The sequence below is a fragment of the Mesorhizobium sp. YIM 152430 genome (assembly GCF_029210365.1).
Classification (GTDB): domain Bacteria; phylum Pseudomonadota; class Alphaproteobacteria; order Rhizobiales; family Rhizobiaceae; genus Aliihoeflea.
In genome coordinates, this window is sequence record NZ_JARGES010000041.1 from 94,792 (window position 1) to 109,295 (window position 14,504).

General features: G+C 64.3%; 15 protein-coding genes. 10 read left to right on the forward strand and 5 right to left on the reverse strand.

The features are described 5' to 3' along the window. Positions 1-79: 79 nt before the first annotated feature. The 4 genes from fabF to fabD all read right to left on the reverse strand — a co-directional run bounded on the left by fabF (position 80) and on the right by fabD (position 3,576). The gene (gene fabF, locus PZ895_RS11890; RefSeq protein WP_275839202.1) at positions 80-1,342 is read right to left on the reverse strand and encodes a beta-ketoacyl-ACP synthase II; all 1,263 of its coding nucleotides are present in this window, start codon (positions 1,340-1,342) and stop codon (positions 80-82) included. A 52-nt stretch (positions 1,343-1,394) separates the two neighbouring features. Then, the gene (locus PZ895_RS11895) at positions 1,395-1,631 is read right to left on the reverse strand and encodes an acyl carrier protein (protein ID WP_024586204.1); all 237 of its coding nucleotides are present in this window, start codon (positions 1,629-1,631) and stop codon (positions 1,395-1,397) included. 245 nt (positions 1,632-1,876) lie between these two features. After that, positions 1,877-2,614: a 3-oxoacyl-[acyl-carrier-protein] reductase gene (gene fabG / locus PZ895_RS11900; RefSeq protein WP_275839203.1), complete on the reverse strand. Its 738-nt coding sequence runs from the start codon at positions 2,612-2,614 to the stop codon at positions 1,877-1,879. 20 nt (positions 2,615-2,634) lie between these two features. Next, positions 2,635-3,576 (reverse strand): ACP S-malonyltransferase, encoded by a 942-nt coding sequence (fabD, locus tag PZ895_RS11905; protein WP_275839204.1) that lies wholly within the window; start codon positions 3,574-3,576, stop codon positions 2,635-2,637. Positions 3,577-3,933: 357 nt separating this feature from the next. Here fabD and rpsF point away from each other — a divergent pair, with 357 nt between their 5' ends. The 10 genes from rpsF to PZ895_RS11955 all read left to right on the forward strand — a co-directional run bounded on the left by rpsF (position 3,934) and on the right by PZ895_RS11955 (position 13,978). Further along, the gene (rpsF, locus tag PZ895_RS11910; protein ID WP_275839205.1) at positions 3,934-4,407 is read left to right on the forward strand and encodes a 30S ribosomal protein S6; all 474 of its coding nucleotides are present in this window, start codon (positions 3,934-3,936) and stop codon (positions 4,405-4,407) included. Continuing rightward, the gene (gene rpsR, locus PZ895_RS11915) at positions 4,407-4,655 is read left to right on the forward strand and encodes a 30S ribosomal protein S18 (RefSeq protein ID WP_002963610.1); all 249 of its coding nucleotides are present in this window, start codon (positions 4,407-4,409) and stop codon (positions 4,653-4,655) included. The genes rpsF and rpsR overlap by 1 nt, the downstream gene beginning before the upstream one ends. A 197-nt stretch (positions 4,656-4,852) precedes the next feature. Beyond that, complete coding sequence (gene rplI, locus PZ895_RS11920; RefSeq protein ID WP_275839206.1) at positions 4,853-5,461, forward strand: 50S ribosomal protein L9; 609 nt, start codon at positions 4,853-4,855, stop codon at positions 5,459-5,461. A gap of 141 nt (positions 5,462-5,602) precedes the next feature. Further along, positions 5,603-6,859 carry a cyclopropane-fatty-acyl-phospholipid synthase family protein gene (locus PZ895_RS11925; protein ID WP_275839207.1) on the forward strand — a complete coding sequence of 419 codons (1,257 nt, stop codon included), beginning with the start codon at positions 5,603-5,605 and terminating at the stop codon, positions 6,857-6,859. 189 nt (positions 6,860-7,048) lie between these two features. Beyond that, the gene (locus PZ895_RS11930; RefSeq protein ID WP_275839208.1) at positions 7,049-8,539 is read left to right on the forward strand and encodes a replicative DNA helicase; all 1,491 of its coding nucleotides are present in this window, start codon (positions 7,049-7,051) and stop codon (positions 8,537-8,539) included. Continuing rightward, complete coding sequence (gene alr, locus PZ895_RS11935; protein WP_275839209.1) at positions 8,540-9,721, forward strand: alanine racemase; 1,182 nt, start codon at positions 8,540-8,542, stop codon at positions 9,719-9,721. Next, the gene (radA, locus tag PZ895_RS11940) at positions 9,714-11,117 is read left to right on the forward strand and encodes a DNA repair protein RadA (RefSeq protein WP_275839210.1); all 1,404 of its coding nucleotides are present in this window, start codon (positions 9,714-9,716) and stop codon (positions 11,115-11,117) included. Before alr ends, radA begins: the two co-directional genes overlap by 8 nt. A 45-nt stretch (positions 11,118-11,162) precedes the next feature. Then, positions 11,163-11,705 carry a CvpA family protein gene (locus PZ895_RS11945; protein WP_275839211.1) on the forward strand — a complete coding sequence of 181 codons (543 nt, stop codon included), beginning with the start codon at positions 11,163-11,165 and terminating at the stop codon, positions 11,703-11,705. 56 nt (positions 11,706-11,761) lie between these two features. After that, positions 11,762-13,234, forward strand: a complete 1,473-nt coding sequence (gene purF / locus PZ895_RS11950) for an amidophosphoribosyltransferase (RefSeq protein ID WP_275839212.1) — start codon at positions 11,762-11,764, stop codon at positions 13,232-13,234. A 12-nt stretch (positions 13,235-13,246) separates the two neighbouring features. Next, the gene (locus PZ895_RS11955; protein WP_275839213.1) at positions 13,247-13,978 is read left to right on the forward strand and encodes an SDR family NAD(P)-dependent oxidoreductase; all 732 of its coding nucleotides are present in this window, start codon (positions 13,247-13,249) and stop codon (positions 13,976-13,978) included. Here PZ895_RS11955 and PZ895_RS11960 read toward each other — a convergent pair. After that, positions 13,975-14,478 (reverse strand): OsmC family protein, encoded by a 504-nt coding sequence (locus PZ895_RS11960; RefSeq protein ID WP_275839214.1) that lies wholly within the window; start codon positions 14,476-14,478, stop codon positions 13,975-13,977. The genes PZ895_RS11955 and PZ895_RS11960 overlap by 4 nt on opposite strands. Positions 14,479-14,504: the final 26 nt, after the last annotated feature.

Sequence of the window (14,504 nt, forward strand, 5' to 3'; positions counted from 1 at the left end):
GATGCAATGGAATCGCCACGCAAGGTAGCGGCCAATATGGCAAAATCTTTGCGCGGGCGGAACGGCCGACCGAAGGCGATCAGCCGTTGTAACGCTGAAAGACGAGCGACGCGTTGGTGCCGCCGAAACCGAAGGAATTCGACAGGGCGACATTGATCTCGCGCTCGCGCGGCTTGTGCGGAACGAGATCGATTTCCGTTGCCTTCGACGGATTGTCGAGATTGAGCGTCCCCGGGGCGATGTTGTCGCGGATGGCGAGAATTGAGAAGATCGCCTCGGCCGCGCCGGCCGCGCCGAGCAGATGGCCGATCGACGACTTGGTGGACGACATCGAAATCTTCGACGCCGCGTCCCCGACGAGACGCTCGACCGCACCAAGCTCGATTGTGTCGGCCATGGTCGAGGTGCCGTGGGCGTTGATGTAGTCGACATCGGATGGCTTCAGGCCGGCGCGCTTCAGCGCCATTGCCATGCAGCGGAACGCGCCGTCGCCGTCTTCCGAGGGGGCGGTGATGTGATAGGCGTCGCCCGACAGGCCATAGCCGACGATCTCGGCATAGATTTTGGCGCCGCGGGCCCTGGCGTGTTCGAGTTCTTCCAGGACGACCACGCCGGCGCCCTCGCCCATGACGAAACCGTCACGGTCCGTGTCATAGGGGCGCGAAGCCTTTTGCGGCGTGTCGTTGAAATCGGTGGAAAGCGCCTTGCAGGCCGAGAAGCCGGCGATGGAAAGCCGGGTGATCGGCGATTCCGCGCCGCCGGCCAGCATCACCTCCGCGTCGCCGAAGGCGATCAGGCGGGCCGCGTCGCCGATGGCGTGCGCACCGGTCGAGCAGGCGGTCACGACCGCATGGTTCGGCCCCTTGAGACCGTGGCGGATCGACACCTGGCCGGAGACCAGGTTGATGATGTTGCCGGGAATGAAGAAGGGCGAGATGCGGCGCGGGCCGCGCTCGTGCAGGATCAGCGCGTTCTCCGCGATGCCCTCGATGCCGCCGATGCCCGAGCCGATCATGACGCCGGTGGCGTTCTGGTCCTCGGTGCTGGTCGGTTTCCAGCCGGAATCGGCAAGTGCGAGTTCGGCCGCGGCGACGCCGTAGAGGATGAAGTCGCCGACCTTGCGCTGCTCCTTCGGCTCCATGAACGCGTCAGGATCGAAGGCGCCCTCCTGCGACATGTCGCGCGGGATCGGCATGGCGATCTTGCAGGGAAGATCGCTCGTCTCGAACTGGTCGATGGGCCGCGCAGCGCTCTTGCCGGAAAGAAGCTCTTTCCAGCCATGTTCAACACCGACGCCGAATGGCGACAGAAGGCCAAGGCCCGTGACGACGACGCGTCTCATTGGCCGTCCTCCCTCAAAATCGTGAACATGCGCCCGCTGCGCGGCAATCGGATCAGGCGGTGGCCTTCTCGATGAACTTGACGGCATCGCCGACCGTCAGGATCGTCTCGGCGGCATCGTCGGGAATCTCGACGCCGAATTCTTCCTCGAAGGCCATGACGAGTTCGACCGTGTCCAGGCTGTCTGCGCCCAGATCGTCGATGAAGCTCGCGCCTTCGGTGACCTTGTCGGCTTCGACGCCCAGGTGCTCGACGACGATCTTCTTGACCCGTTCTGCGGTATCGCTCATTTCGAAAAACCCTCGAGTTTGTGGTTTGCGTATGGTGTTCGGTCTTCGTTAGCCGCCCGATAGCGGCTAATCAAGCTTTAAGATGCCTTCAAATCCGGCGGCGGCAGACTGTTCCGTTGTTCTGGGGAACGAGGTTGCATTGCCCCCTGCGGACGGCAATTGCGGCCCGATTACACGACTTCCGGGCCGGTTCCAAGGCGAAAGGCTGCGCTTTTCCGTTGATAGCCGAATTGATGCTGCCGCAATCAGATCATCGCCATGCCGCCATTGACGTGCAGGGTCTGGCCGGTGACGTAGCCGCCGGCGTCCGATGCCAGGTAGATGACGGCAGCCGCGATGTCGTCGCCCCTGCCCATCTTCTTCATCGGGATCGCGCCCATGATCGCCTCGCGCTGCTTGTCGTTCAGCTTTTCGGTCATGGCCGATTCGATGAAGCCGGGGGCCACGCAGTTGACGGTGACGTTTCGCGTCGCGATCTCCTGCGCCAGCGACTTGGAAAAGCCGATCAGCCCGGCCTTGGAGGCGCAGTAGTTGGCCTGGCCGGGATTGCCGGTCACGCCGACGACGGAGGTGATGTTGATGATGCGTCCAGAACGGCGGCGCATCATCGGATGCGTCAGTTCACGCGTCAAACGGAAGACGGCGCCGAGATTGACGTCGAGCACGGAATCCCAGTCCTCGTCCGACATGCGCACGAAGAGGCCGTCGCGCGTGATACCGGCATTGTTGACGAGGATGTCGACGCCTTCGAGCTCGGCTTCGGCCTTCTTGCCGAGTTCCTTGACGGCGTCGCGGTCCGACAGGTTGGCCGGGAAAACCTTGACGCGATCGCCAAGTTCGCCCGCCAAAGCCTCGAGCTTCTCGACCCGCGTGCCGTGGATGCCGACAATCGCGCCGGCCTTGTGCAGGGCGCGGGCGACCGCCTCGCCGATGCCGCCGGTCGCGCCTGTGACGAGCGCCTTCTTTCCAGTCAAGTCGAACATTTGGCTTCCTTTCGGATGTGTCAGGCCAGATTGGCGAGCGCGGTCTCGATATCCTGCGGCGTCGTGATCGACACCGGGGTCAGGTCGCGGTTAATGCGGCGGGCAAGCCCGGAGAGGACTTTGCCGGTGCCTACTTCATAGAGTGTGGTCAGGCCGTTCGCGCCGAACCATTCGATCGTCTCGCGCCAGCGCACCTGGCCGGTGACCTGCGCGACGAGGCTGTCGACGATCTCATCGGGATCGGTGAGCGGCGAGACGGTGACGTTGGCAAGGACCGGCACGACGGGCGCCTTCTTCTCCACCGTGCCGAGTGCGACGCGCATCGCATCAGCGGCAGGCGACATCAGGGCCGAGTGGAACGGGGCGGAAACGGGCAGCATCAGCGCACGCTTGGCGCCTTTTTCGGTGGCGATGCGCGCGGCTTCGGTGACGGCTTCCTTCGAGCCGGAAATGACGAACTGGCCGCCGCCATTGTCGTTGGCGATCTGGCAGATGCCCTTTGAACCGGCTTCCTCGCAGGCCGCCTGCACGACATCCTGTTCCAGCCCGATGATCGCCGCCATGGCGCCCTCGCCGACCGGCACGGCCGCCTGCATGGCATTGCCGCGCGTGCGCAAGAGGCGGGCGGTGTCTGCGACCGAGAACATGCCGGCCGCGCACAGCGCCGAATATTCACCGAGCGAATGGCCGGCGACATAGGCGACCTTCGACTTCATGTCGAAGCCGCGCGCTTCCATGGCGCGGATGGCCGCCATCGACACAGCCATCAGCGCCGGCTGGGCGTTGGCGGTCAGGGTCAGCTTTTCCTCCGGCCCTTCCCACATGAGGGTGGAGAACTTTTCACCGAGCGCCGCATCGACCTCGTCGAAGACCGCGCGTGCCTCGGGAAAGGCGTCGCCAAGGTCCTTGCCCATGCCGACCGACTGGCTGCCCTGTCCGGGAAAGGTGAATGCAATCGCCACGGCGCGTCTCCTCTGGTCGTCCGGTCCGTCTACGTGGCAAAGCGTGTGGCGCAGGCGGGGCCGGAAAGTCAAGGCTGGCGGGCAAATCGCCTCTCGTCGGTGCCTGAGCATTGCATCGCGGCGAAGATGGTGTATATGAGCCGCACTCTGCCGGTCCTAGCTGGGGGCTGAACGGAGGGCCATGCGCGTTTCTCGATGAAAATTGCACATGAATGAAGGCCAGGTGCCTTCGGCCTCCCGTGTCTCCGCTCTCGACCGTCTCGACCACAGCCTTTCTTCCCGCCTCGCGGGTGAGAGAAGTTGATGAGGCTTTAGCCGCTGGCGCCGCGCAGGGAAACGAAGAAAGGCTAAGGATACATGGCACTTTACGAACACGTATTTCTTGCCCGCCAGGATCTCTCCGCGCAGCAGGTCGATGCCCTCGTCGAACAGTACAAGGGTGTCATCGAAGCGCATGAAGGTTCGGTCGGCCGGATCGAGAACTGGGGACTCAAGTCCCTCACCTACCGCATCAACAAGAACCGCAAGGCGTACTACACCCTGATGGACATCACCGCCCCGGCGGCCGCCATCCAGGAGATGGAACGCCAGATGGGCCTGTCGGAAGACGTCCTGCGCTTCATGACCATCAAGGTCGAGGCACATGAGGAAGGCCCGTCCGCGATGATGCAGAAGCGCGACGACCGTGGCGATCGCGGCGACCGCGGTCCGCGCGGCGACCGTTTCGGCGGCGACCGCGACCGTGGCCCGCGCAGTGATCGTGGGGGCGACCGCGACGATCGCGGCCCGCGCCGTCCGCGCGAAAACCAGGCTGAAGGAGCTGGCGCATAATGGTCGACATCAACCAGATCCCGACGCGCCGGCCGTTCCACCGCCGCCGCAAGACCTGTCCGTTCTCCGGCGCCAACGCGCCGAAGATCGACTACAAGGACGTCAAGCTCCTGCAACGCTACATTTCCGAGCGCGGCAAGATCGTTCCGTCCCGCATCACGGCCGTCAGCCAGAAGAAGCAGCGCGAACTCGCCAAGGCGATCAAGCGCGCCCGCTTCCTGGGCCTCCTGCCCTACGTGGTGAAGTAAGCATCTTCGTCGGAGGCGGCCTGCCGCCTCCGACACCCCTCCCGTCATGTTCGGCATGACGCGAGACGAGAATTTCCGAGTTGGAGCCAGCCGCTCCTAACTGCCAACCGGCAGGACAGCGCCCGAAGATGCCGCTCGCGGCTCTTCCTTCCTGTTCCTGCCCGCCGGACGACCGGCGCGAAGACAAGGACAGTGACATGGACGTCATCCTGCTTGAACGCATTTCCAAGCTCGGCCAGATGGGCGAGACCGTGAAGGTGAAGGCCGGGTTCGCCCGCAACTTCCTTCTGCCGCAGGGCAAGGCGCTGCGCGCCAACGAAGCCAACAAGAAGAAGTTCGAAGGCCAGCGCGCCCAGCTCGAAGCCCGCAACCTGGAGCGCAAGAACGAAGCCCAGAAGATCGCCGACCAGCTCGACGGCAAGACCTTCGTGGTCGTTCGTTCGGCTGGCGAAACCGGCCAGCTCTACGGTTCGGTCTCGACGCGCGACATCTCGGAGATCGTGACCGCCGAGGGCTTCTCGGTGGGCCGCAACCAGGTCGAGTTGAACCAGCCGATCAAGACCATCGGCCTGACCAACGTCGCCATCGCGCTCCACCCGGAAGTCGAAGTGACGATCACGCTCAACATCGCGCGTTCCGCCGATGAGGCCGAGCGTCAGGCCCGCGGCGAGACGCTCGATTCGGCCGAAGCCATCTATGGCGACGACATCAACGAGAACGCCCGCCCCGACGCCTTTTTCGATCCGGAAGCGGATTACGAAGACGACGGCGAAGAAGCTGCCGGCAACGAGGGCGAGGAGCGCTAAGCTCCCGCATTTCTCGCGGAATTCAGGAACGCCCGGACCCCTGGTTCGGGCGTTTCGCGTTTCTGGACCGATTCGCGGACTTCAAATTCGACCATTCTTCCCTTACGGTAGAAAAATCGTGTCGAACCTCTTGGTCCTGCGATGTTCTGGTTGCTGAAACGTCTCGGGCGCCGGCTCGTCAGAACCGGAAACCTGCTCGTAACGGATGCGCGTGGCGAGCAACACCGGTTCGGTGACGGCTCGGGAACGCCGATCCAGATCGCGATCCGCACGCGTCTTGCGGAACGCGCCATCTCCCTCAACCCGTCGCTTGCCGTGCCCGAAGCCTACATGGCCGGCGACCTCGATTTCGTCGAAGGCGACCTTCTAGACTTCGTGCGGCTTTCCTACGCCAATCTCGACGTCGCCTATACCAAGCTCGCGACGCTGAAGGCGGCAGGGACGGGGCGGCGACTGGCCAAGCGCCTCCACCAGTGGAACCCGGCCCCGCGCTCACGGGCCAATGTCAGGCATCACTACGATCTGTCGGGCGAGCTCTACCGGCTCTTCCTCGACGCGGACATGCAGTATTCCTGCGCCTATTTCGAGCGGCCGGACATGACGCTCGACGAGGCGCAGCTTGCCAAGAAGCGGCATCTGGCGGCCAAGCTCGCCATGCGGCCGGGCCTGAGCGTGCTCGACATCGGTTCGGGCTGGGGCGGGCTCGGCATCTATCTGGCACAGGAATTCGAGGCGAACGTCCTCGGCGTCACGCTGTCGGACGAGCAGCACAAGGTAGCGACCGATCGCGCGCACCGGCTCGGGCTCGACCGTCACGTCCATTTCGAAATCCGCGACTATCGCAGCCTTCAGGAGAGGTTTGACCGGATCGTCTCCGTCGGCATGTTCGAACATGTCGGCGTCAATCATTACCGCGCGTTCTTTGACACCTGCGCAAAGCTCTTGAAACCCGACGGCGTGATGGTGCTGCACGCGATCGGCCGGTCCGGCCCGCCGGCAGCAACGGCACCCTTCATCCGCAAACACATCTTTCCCGGCGGCTATATCCCGGCACTATCTGAGGTTCTGCCCTCGATCGAGCGCTCGGGGCTGATGGTGACGGACGTCGAAATCCTGCGGCTCCATTATGCCGAGACCATCCGGCACTGGCGGGAGCGGTTCGCCGCCAACAGGGAGCGCGCCAAGGCGCTCTATGACGAGCGCTTCTGCCGGATGTGGGAATTCTACCTTGCCGCGTCCGAGGGTGCGTTCCGTTGGCAGGATCTGATGGTATTCCAGATCCAGCTCGCCAGGCGCAACGACACGCTGCCGCTGACCCGCGATTATATGGTCGAGGTCGAGCGCTTGCTGGCGCACGAACCCACCCGCCCGAAGCAGCGCCGACGCCGGAAAGCCTGAGACTTTGGTTGCGTGTTGCAGGCTTGCACGAGTCAATCACCGATCATGTTTTGCCGCATCATGGCTGTGAAGTAATGTTGATCTTGCGATTCGCCGTTGGTCCGCTCGGGCAGTCGCGCTAGACACTCTTCACCCAGCCGCGATTCACGTTTCTCGTCCCGTCCGGCGCATCCGACAGATGGACATGGAATGGCCGAAGCCGCCCGTAAACTCGCAGCCGTCGAGACCCCGCTCTATCGCGAAGCCCCGAACAATATCGAGGCGGAACAGGCGCTGCTCGGCGCGATCCTCGTCAACAACGATGCCTTTTACCGGGTCTCGGACTTCCTGAAGGCGCAGCATTTCCACGAGCCGCTGCACCGCAAGATCTTCGAGGTCGCGGGTGAACTGATCCGAATGGGCAAGATGGCCAATCCGGTGACGTTGAAGACTTTCCTGCCGGCCGAGGAGAAGGTCGGCGAGATGACCGTCTCGCACTATCTGGCGCGGCTGGCCGCCGAAGCCGTCAACGTCATCAACGCCGCAGACTACGGCCGCGCGATCTACGACCTTGCCACGCGCCGCGCGCTGATCACGGTCGGCGAGGACATGGTCAACATCGCCTATGACGCGCCGGTCGACATGTCGCCGGCCGCGCAGATCGAGGATGCAGAGCGGCGCCTGTTCGAACTGGCGGAAACCGGACGCTACGATGGCGGCTTTGAAAGCTTTTCCGATGCGGTCAAGACCGCGATCGACATGGCCGCCGCCGCCTACCAGCGCGACGGACATCTGTCGGGCGTCTCGACCGGACTGCGCGACCTGGATTCGAAGATGGGCGGGCTTCAACCGTCGGACCTGATCATCCTCGCCGGTCGTCCCGGTATGGGCAAGACGTCGCTCGCCACCAACATCGCCTTCAACATCGCCCATGCCTATGAGCCTGAGCCGCAGGCGGACGGTTCGTTCAAGGCGAAGAATGGTGGCGTGATCGGCTTCTTCTCGCTCGAAATGTCGGCCGAGCAGCTTGCGACGCGTATCATTTCCGAGCAGGCCGAGGTGCCCTCTTCCAAAATCCGGCGCGGCGACCTGACCGAAGCGGATTTCGAGAAGCTCGTCGGCTGCACGCAGACGCTCCAAAAAATCCCTCTCTTCATCGACGCGACCGGCGGCATCTCGATCGCCCAGCTTTCCGCACGCGCCCGGCGACTGAAGCGCCAGCGCGGGCTCGACGTGCTCGTCATCGACTATGTCCAACTCATGCAGGGCTCGTCGAAGGCGTCGGCGCAGAACCGCGTGCAGGAAATCACCGAGATCACGACCGGGCTGAAGTCTCTGGCCAAGGAACTCAACGTCCCGATCATCGCGCTTTCCCAGCTCTCGCGTCAGGTCGAAAGCCGCGACGACAAGCGGCCCCAGCTTTCCGACCTTCGCGAATCGGGCTCGATCGAGCAGGATGCGGACGTGGTGCTGTTCGTCTATCGCGACGAATATTACCTCAAGAACAAGGAGCCCGAGCGCAACACGCTCGAGCATCAGGAATGGGAGACGAAGCTGAACGAGGTTCGCGGCAAGGCCGAAGTGATCATCGCCAAGCAGCGTCACGGCCCGACAGGCACCGTCTCGCTCTCCTTCGTCGGCGAATTCACCCGCTTTGCCGACCTCGCCGAGGAGCATCACCTGCCCGAGCGGTTCGAATAGTTGGCGTTCTTCGCAGCGAACCCGTCCGAGATCGATCCGCGCATCTGCGGCGGCCGGCTATCGATCGACGTCGAGGCTCTGGCGGCGAACTACCGCCTTCTCGCAGCGAAGGCACGGCCTGCGCGTGTTGCCGGAATCGTCAAGGCTAACGCCTATGGGCTCGGCATCGACGTGGTCGCGCCGGTGCTCTGGGCCGAGGGTTGCCGCGTCTTTTTCGTTGCGCTGCCACAGGAAGGGATGGCGCTGCGCAAGCTCCTGCCGGAGGCCGACATCTACGTCCTCGCCGGCCTGTTCGAGCCGCACGCGGCGCAAGCCTATCGCGAGGCGCGGCTGATCCCGGTCCTCAACGACGAGGCGGATGTTTCACTTTGGGAAGCCTATGGCTGGGACGCGCCGGCCGAGCCGCGCCCTTGCGCGCTGCATGTCGACACCGGCATGAACCGGCTTGGCCTGACCGGCCACCAGGTCACCCGGTTTTTCCACGAGAACAAGCTGACGCGGGCGCTGACTCCCCGTCTGGTGATGAGCCATCTGTCATCGGCCGACGATCCCGCATCACCGGCCAACGCGCAACAGCTTGAGTCATTCCAGTCGGTTGAGCGACTTTTCAAAGGTGTTGCATCAAGCCTTGCCAATTCCGCCGGCACGTTTCTTTCGCGCGATTACGCCTTCGATATCGTGCGGCCCGGCATCGCGCTTTATGGCGGCGCACCGCAGGCAGGACTCGCGAACCCGATGCAGCCTGTCGCCAGCGTCGAGGCGCGGATCGTGCAGGTGCGCGAGGCGAAAGCCGGCGAGACGGTCAGCTATGGCGGTGCGGTGACGCTGACGCGCGATACGATCATTGCGGTTGCAGCGGTCGGTTATGCGGACGGGCTGCATCGCGCGCTGTCCGGTTCGGGGGTGCCACTGCGCGATGCGCGGCCATCCGGCGGTCAGGGCTTCATCGCCGGGCGGCGCGTGCCGATCCTGGGGCGGGTGACGATGGATTTGACCCTGTTCGACGTGACAGATCTCGGCCCCGGCGCAGTCGGGCATGGCGACTGGATCGAGCTTTTCGGGCCGAATGTTTCGATCGACTATGCGGCAAGTGCGGCCGGGACGATTGCATATGAATTGCTGACGTCGCTTGGAGGGCGGTATTTGCGGCGGGTGGTGCATGGAGCCCGTACGCATGGCTAAATCCCGCACCCAGTTCATCTGCCAGAATTGCGGCACCGTCCATACGCGCTGGGCAGGCAAGTGCGATGCGTGCGGCGAGTGGAACACACTCGTCGAGGAAGGTTCCAATTCAGGCATCGGCGCGGGACCGGGCTCGCTGCGCTCCTCGCGCAAGGGCCGGATCGTCGCGCTGACGACGCTTTCGGGCGAGATCGAGGAAGCGCCGCGCATTTCGACCGGCATCGACGAACTCGACCGGGCGACGGGTGGCGGGTTCGTGCGTGGGTCGGCGCTGCTCGTCGGTGGCGATCCGGGCATCGGCAAGTCGACGCTTCTGACGCAGGCCGCGGCTGCGCTCGCGCGTCGGGGCCATCGCATCGTCTATGTCTCGGGCGAAGAGGCGGTGGCGCAGATCCGGCTGCGCGCGCAACGGCTTCACGCGGCCGACACCAGCGTCGAACTTGCCGCCGAAACCAATGTCGAGGACATTCTCGCGACGATCTCCGAAGGCAAACGGCCCGACCTCGTCATTCTCGATTCGATCCAGACATTGTGGACCGACCTTGCCGATTCGGCGCCCGGCACGGTGACGCAGGTGCGCGCAGCGGCACAGGCGATGATCCGCTACGCCAAGTCGACAGGTTGCGCGATCGTGCTGGTCGGTCACGTCACCAAGGATGGCCAGATCGCTGGGCCGCGCGTCGTCGAGCACATGGTCGACGGCGTCCTCTATTTCGAAGGCGAAGGCGGACACCACTACCGCATCCTGCGCACCGTGAAGAACCGTTTCGGTCCGACCGACGAGATCGGCGTCTTCGAGATGTCCGACAAGGGACTGCGCGAGGTTTCCAACCCGTCCGAATTGTTTCTCGGCGAGCGCTCGACCAAGGCGCCGGGCGCCGCCGTCTTTGCCGGCATCGAGGGAACGCGGCCGGTTCTGGTGGAAATCCAGGCGCTCGTCGCCCCCTCGCCGCTCGGCACGCCGCGCCGGGCCGTGGTAGGGTGGGACAATTCGCGCCTGTCGATGATCCTCGCGGTGCTGGAAGCGCATTGCGGCGTCAGGTTTGCCCAGCATGACGTCTATCTCAACGTCGCGGGCGGCTATCGCATTACGGAGCCGGCGGCCGACCTCGCGGTTGCCGCCGCGCTCGTTTCATCGCTCACCGGACTTGCCCTGCCTGCCGATTGCGTCTATTTCGGCGAAATCAGCCTTTCGGGGGCGATCCGGCCTGTCGCGCACGCGCAGCAGCGCCTCAAGGAAGCCGAAAAGCTGGGCTTTGCTCAGGCAGTCATGCCGCAGACGAGCGAAGAGGCGAGCAAGGGAGCGGACGGGCGTTTCACGCAACTTTCGCAGCTCGCCGATCTCGTCGTGCGCATCGCCGGCAGGCGCAAGCCGCAGGACGACGGCCAGGATTAGGAACGAGCCGGCAGGCAGAGCCGCCGGAAGGTGAACGGAGCTTCAATGCCGATTACGCTGCTGGACGGAATTCTCGTCGGCTTCACCCTCGTTTCGGCGATGCTCGCCATGGTCCGCGGCTTCTCGCGCGAAGTGCTGTCAATCGCGTCCTGGGTGGCGGCTGCGGCGGCGGCATTCTACTTCCATCCGATCCTGGTGCCCTATGTCGCGCCCTATATCGACAATGCGCAGCTCGCGCTGTTCGCCGCAGCGGCCATCGTCTTTTTCATCGCGCTGATCATCGTCACCGTGATCACGATGAAGGTGGCGGATTTCATCATCGACAGCCGCGTCGGCGCGCTCGACCGCACGCTCGGCTTCGTCTATGGCGCGGCGCGTGGTATTCTCGTCGTCGCCGTCGCTTTCCTGTTCTTCTCGTGGCTCGTTGGCTCCAACCAGCCGGGCTGGGTCGCCGAGGCCAAGTCGCGGCCGCTGCTCGAAGGCATCGGCACCTGGCTCGAGGGCGTGTTGCCGGACGATCCCGAAAATTCGCTGATCGACCGGCTCGGCTCGAGCGACGACGAGGCTCCGCCGCCGGCCGGCAACTAGATGATCGCGCGGCGCCTTTTGGCGCCGCTTCCCTTCGTTCTGAAAGGCGAGACGCCATGGCAGACGCAGACGATACCCCGTTCTCCTCCGGGGGCGACGACCGCTTTCACGACGAATGCGGCGTCTTCGGCATTTTCGGCCGTCAGGACGCGTCGGCCATCGTGACGCTCGGTCTGCACGCGCTCCAGCATCGCGGGCAGGAAGCCGCGGGCATCGTCTCCTATGACGGCTCGCAGTTCCATGTCGAACGCCATATCGGGCTGATCGGCGACACCTTCACCAAGCAGTCGGTGATCGACCGCCTGCAAGGCTCGCGCGCCATCGGCCATACGCGCTATGCGACGACCGGCGGCTCGGGCCTGCGCAACGTGCAGCCCTTCTTCGCCGAACTCGCCGATGGCGGGCTTGCCGTCGCGCATAATGGCAACATCACCAATGCGATGACCGTGCAGCGCCGGCTACAAAAGGAAGGCTCGATCTTCTCGTCGACCTCCGACACCGAAACCATCCTGCACCTGATCGCGACCTCGAAGGAACGCGATACCAATGCGCGCTTCATCGAAGCGGCGCGCCAGCTCGAAGGCGCCTTCTCGCTGGTCGCGCTGACCTCGAAGAAGATGATCGGTTGCCGCGACCCGCTCGGCATCCGCCCTCTCGTGCTCGGGGACCTCGACGGCGCCTATATCTTCGCGTCGGAGACCTGCGCGCTCGACATCATGGGAGCGCGTTTCGTCCGCGACCTCAAGCCCGGCGAGATGGTCGTCGTGACGACCAAGGGGCTCGAAAGTTTCTTCCCGTTCGAACAGGTAAAGCCGCGCTTCTGCGTCTTCGAATATGTCTATTTCGCCCGGCCGGATTCCTCGGTCGAGGGGCGCAACGTCTATGACGTGCGCAAGCAGATCGGCGCGGAACTGGCGCGCGAAAGCCCGGTCGAGGCCGATATCGTCGTGCCTGTGCCCGATTCGGGTACGCCGGCCGCCATCGGCTTCGCGCAGGAGGCCAAGCTTCCCTTCGAGCTCGGCATCATCCGCAACCACTATGTCGGCCGCACCTTCATCCAGCCATCCGACTCGATCCGCCACATGGGCGTCAAGCTGAAGCACAATGCCAACCGGCGCATGATCGAGGGCAAGCGCGTCGTGCTGGTCGACGATTCCATCGTGCGCGGGACGACCAGCCAGAAAATCGTGCAGATGGTGCGCGATGCGGGCGCGCGCGAGGTCCACATGCGCATCGCCTCGCCACCGACGCGCGCCTCCTGCTTCTACGGCGTCGACACGCCGGAAACGGCCAAGCTCCTCGCCAGCCGCATGTCGGTGGAGGAAATGGCTGAGTTCATCCGGGTCGATTCGCTCGGCTTCCTGTCGATCGACGGGCTTTACCGCGCGGTGGGCGAGCCTGCCCGCGACAACGAGCAGCCGCAATTCTGCGACGCCTGCTTTACCACGCAATACCCGACGCGCCTGACCGATCTCGACGGCGTCGACAATGTTCGCACGCTCTCGCTGCTTGCGAACAACGGGCAATAACAGACGGACAAAATGACGGAAAAGCTCGACCTTCAAGGGCGCGTCGCGCTCGTGACCGGCGCCTCGCGCGGCATTGGCTATCATGTCGCCAAGGAACTGGCGGCGGCCGGCGCGCATGTGATCGCGGTCGCCCGCACGGTGGGCGGGCTCGAAGAACTCGACAACGAAATCCAGGCGGCCGGCGGACAGGCGACGCTCGTCCCGCTCGACCTGATGGACATGTCCGGCATCGACCGGCTCGGCGGCGCGATCTTCGATCGCTGGGGCAAACTCGACATCCTCGTCGCCAATGCGGGCATTCTCGGCATCATCGCGCCGATCGGCCATGTCGAGGCGAAGGTGTTCGACAAGGTGATGGCGACGAACGTCACCGGCACATGGCGGCTCATCCGTTCGGTCGATCCGCTCCTGAGAAAATCCGATGCCGGCCGTGCCATCGCGATGACATCCGACCTCGCGGTGCATCCGCGCGCCTATTGGGGCCCGTTCGCAGCGTCCAAGGCCGCCGTCGAGGCGATGGTGCGAAGCTGGGCGCTGGAGACGCAGAACTCGGCGCTGCGCGTCAATCTCGTCGACCCCGGCCCGACGCGCACCGCGCATCGCGCGCTCGCCATGCCCGGCGAGGACCCGACGAGCATCCCGCACCCCTCCGAGATCGCCGCGCGGATCGCGGCGACGGTTTCACCAAAGATCAGCGAGACAGGGCGGCTGTTCTCCGTGCGCGAGAACCGCTTCCTCGATTAGGCTGCGGTGACAGTCAGTTCCGGTTTCGTGTTGATGGTCTGGAAGACGACGCAGTAGCGCTCGGTCAGCTTCAACAGCGCGTCGATGCGCTCCTGCGGTTCATCGGTATCGAGATGGAAATTGAGACGGATCGACTGGAAGCCGACCGGCGCGTCCTTCGCAACGCCGAGCGTGCCGCGAAAATCGAGATCGCCTTCGGCTTCGACCCTCGCATCGCCGAGCCGGAATTCGAGTGCGGTCGCGACGGCCTTCAGCGTGACGCCGGCGCAGGCGACGAGTGCTTCGAGCAGCATGTCGCCGGAGCACAATTCGGCGCCCGAGCCGCCGGTCGCGGGATGAAGGCCGGCCATTTCGAGCGCCCTCCCCGTGTCCACCTTGCAGGCGATCGACTGGTCGTCGAGCGTGCCTCTGGCCTTCAGCGTGACGATGGCAGCCTTGGCATCGTCCTTGTAGCGGGCCTTGAGCGGCGCCTGCAAGGTCTTCAGTTCCGTCGAATCCATGACTATCTCCCAATATGTTCTCAATG

Excerpts from the sequence above, each read along its gene's own strand:
- fabF (WP_275839202.1), bottom strand. The coding sequence starts at position 1,342 with ATGAGACGCGTCGTCGTCACGGGCCTTGGCCTTCTGTCGCCATTCGGC.
- PZ895_RS11895 (WP_024586204.1), bottom strand. The coding sequence starts at position 1,631 with ATGAGCGATACCGCAGAACGGGTCAAGAAGATCGTCGTCGAGCACCTG.
- fabG (WP_275839203.1), bottom strand. The coding sequence starts at position 2,614 with ATGTTCGACTTGACTGGAAAGAAGGCGCTCGTCACAGGCGCGACCGGC.
- rpsF (WP_275839205.1), top strand. The coding sequence starts at position 3,934 with ATGGCACTTTACGAACACGTATTTCTTGCCCGCCAGGATCTCTCCGCG.
- rpsR (WP_002963610.1), top strand. The coding sequence starts at position 4,407 with ATGGTCGACATCAACCAGATCCCGACGCGCCGGCCGTTCCACCGCCGC.
- rplI (WP_275839206.1), top strand. The coding sequence starts at position 4,853 with ATGGACGTCATCCTGCTTGAACGCATTTCCAAGCTCGGCCAGATGGGC.
- PZ895_RS11925 (WP_275839207.1), top strand. The coding sequence starts at position 5,603 with ATGTTCTGGTTGCTGAAACGTCTCGGGCGCCGGCTCGTCAGAACCGGA.
- PZ895_RS11930 (WP_275839208.1), top strand. The coding sequence starts at position 7,049 with ATGGCCGAAGCCGCCCGTAAACTCGCAGCCGTCGAGACCCCGCTCTAT.
- radA (WP_275839210.1), top strand. The coding sequence starts at position 9,714 with ATGGCTAAATCCCGCACCCAGTTCATCTGCCAGAATTGCGGCACCGTC.
- PZ895_RS11945 (WP_275839211.1), top strand. The coding sequence starts at position 11,163 with ATGCCGATTACGCTGCTGGACGGAATTCTCGTCGGCTTCACCCTCGTT.
- purF (WP_275839212.1), top strand. The coding sequence starts at position 11,762 with ATGGCAGACGCAGACGATACCCCGTTCTCCTCCGGGGGCGACGACCGC.
- PZ895_RS11955 (WP_275839213.1), top strand. The coding sequence starts at position 13,247 with ATGACGGAAAAGCTCGACCTTCAAGGGCGCGTCGCGCTCGTGACCGGC.
- PZ895_RS11960 (WP_275839214.1), bottom strand. The coding sequence starts at position 14,478 with ATGGATTCGACGGAACTGAAGACCTTGCAGGCGCCGCTCAAGGCCCGC.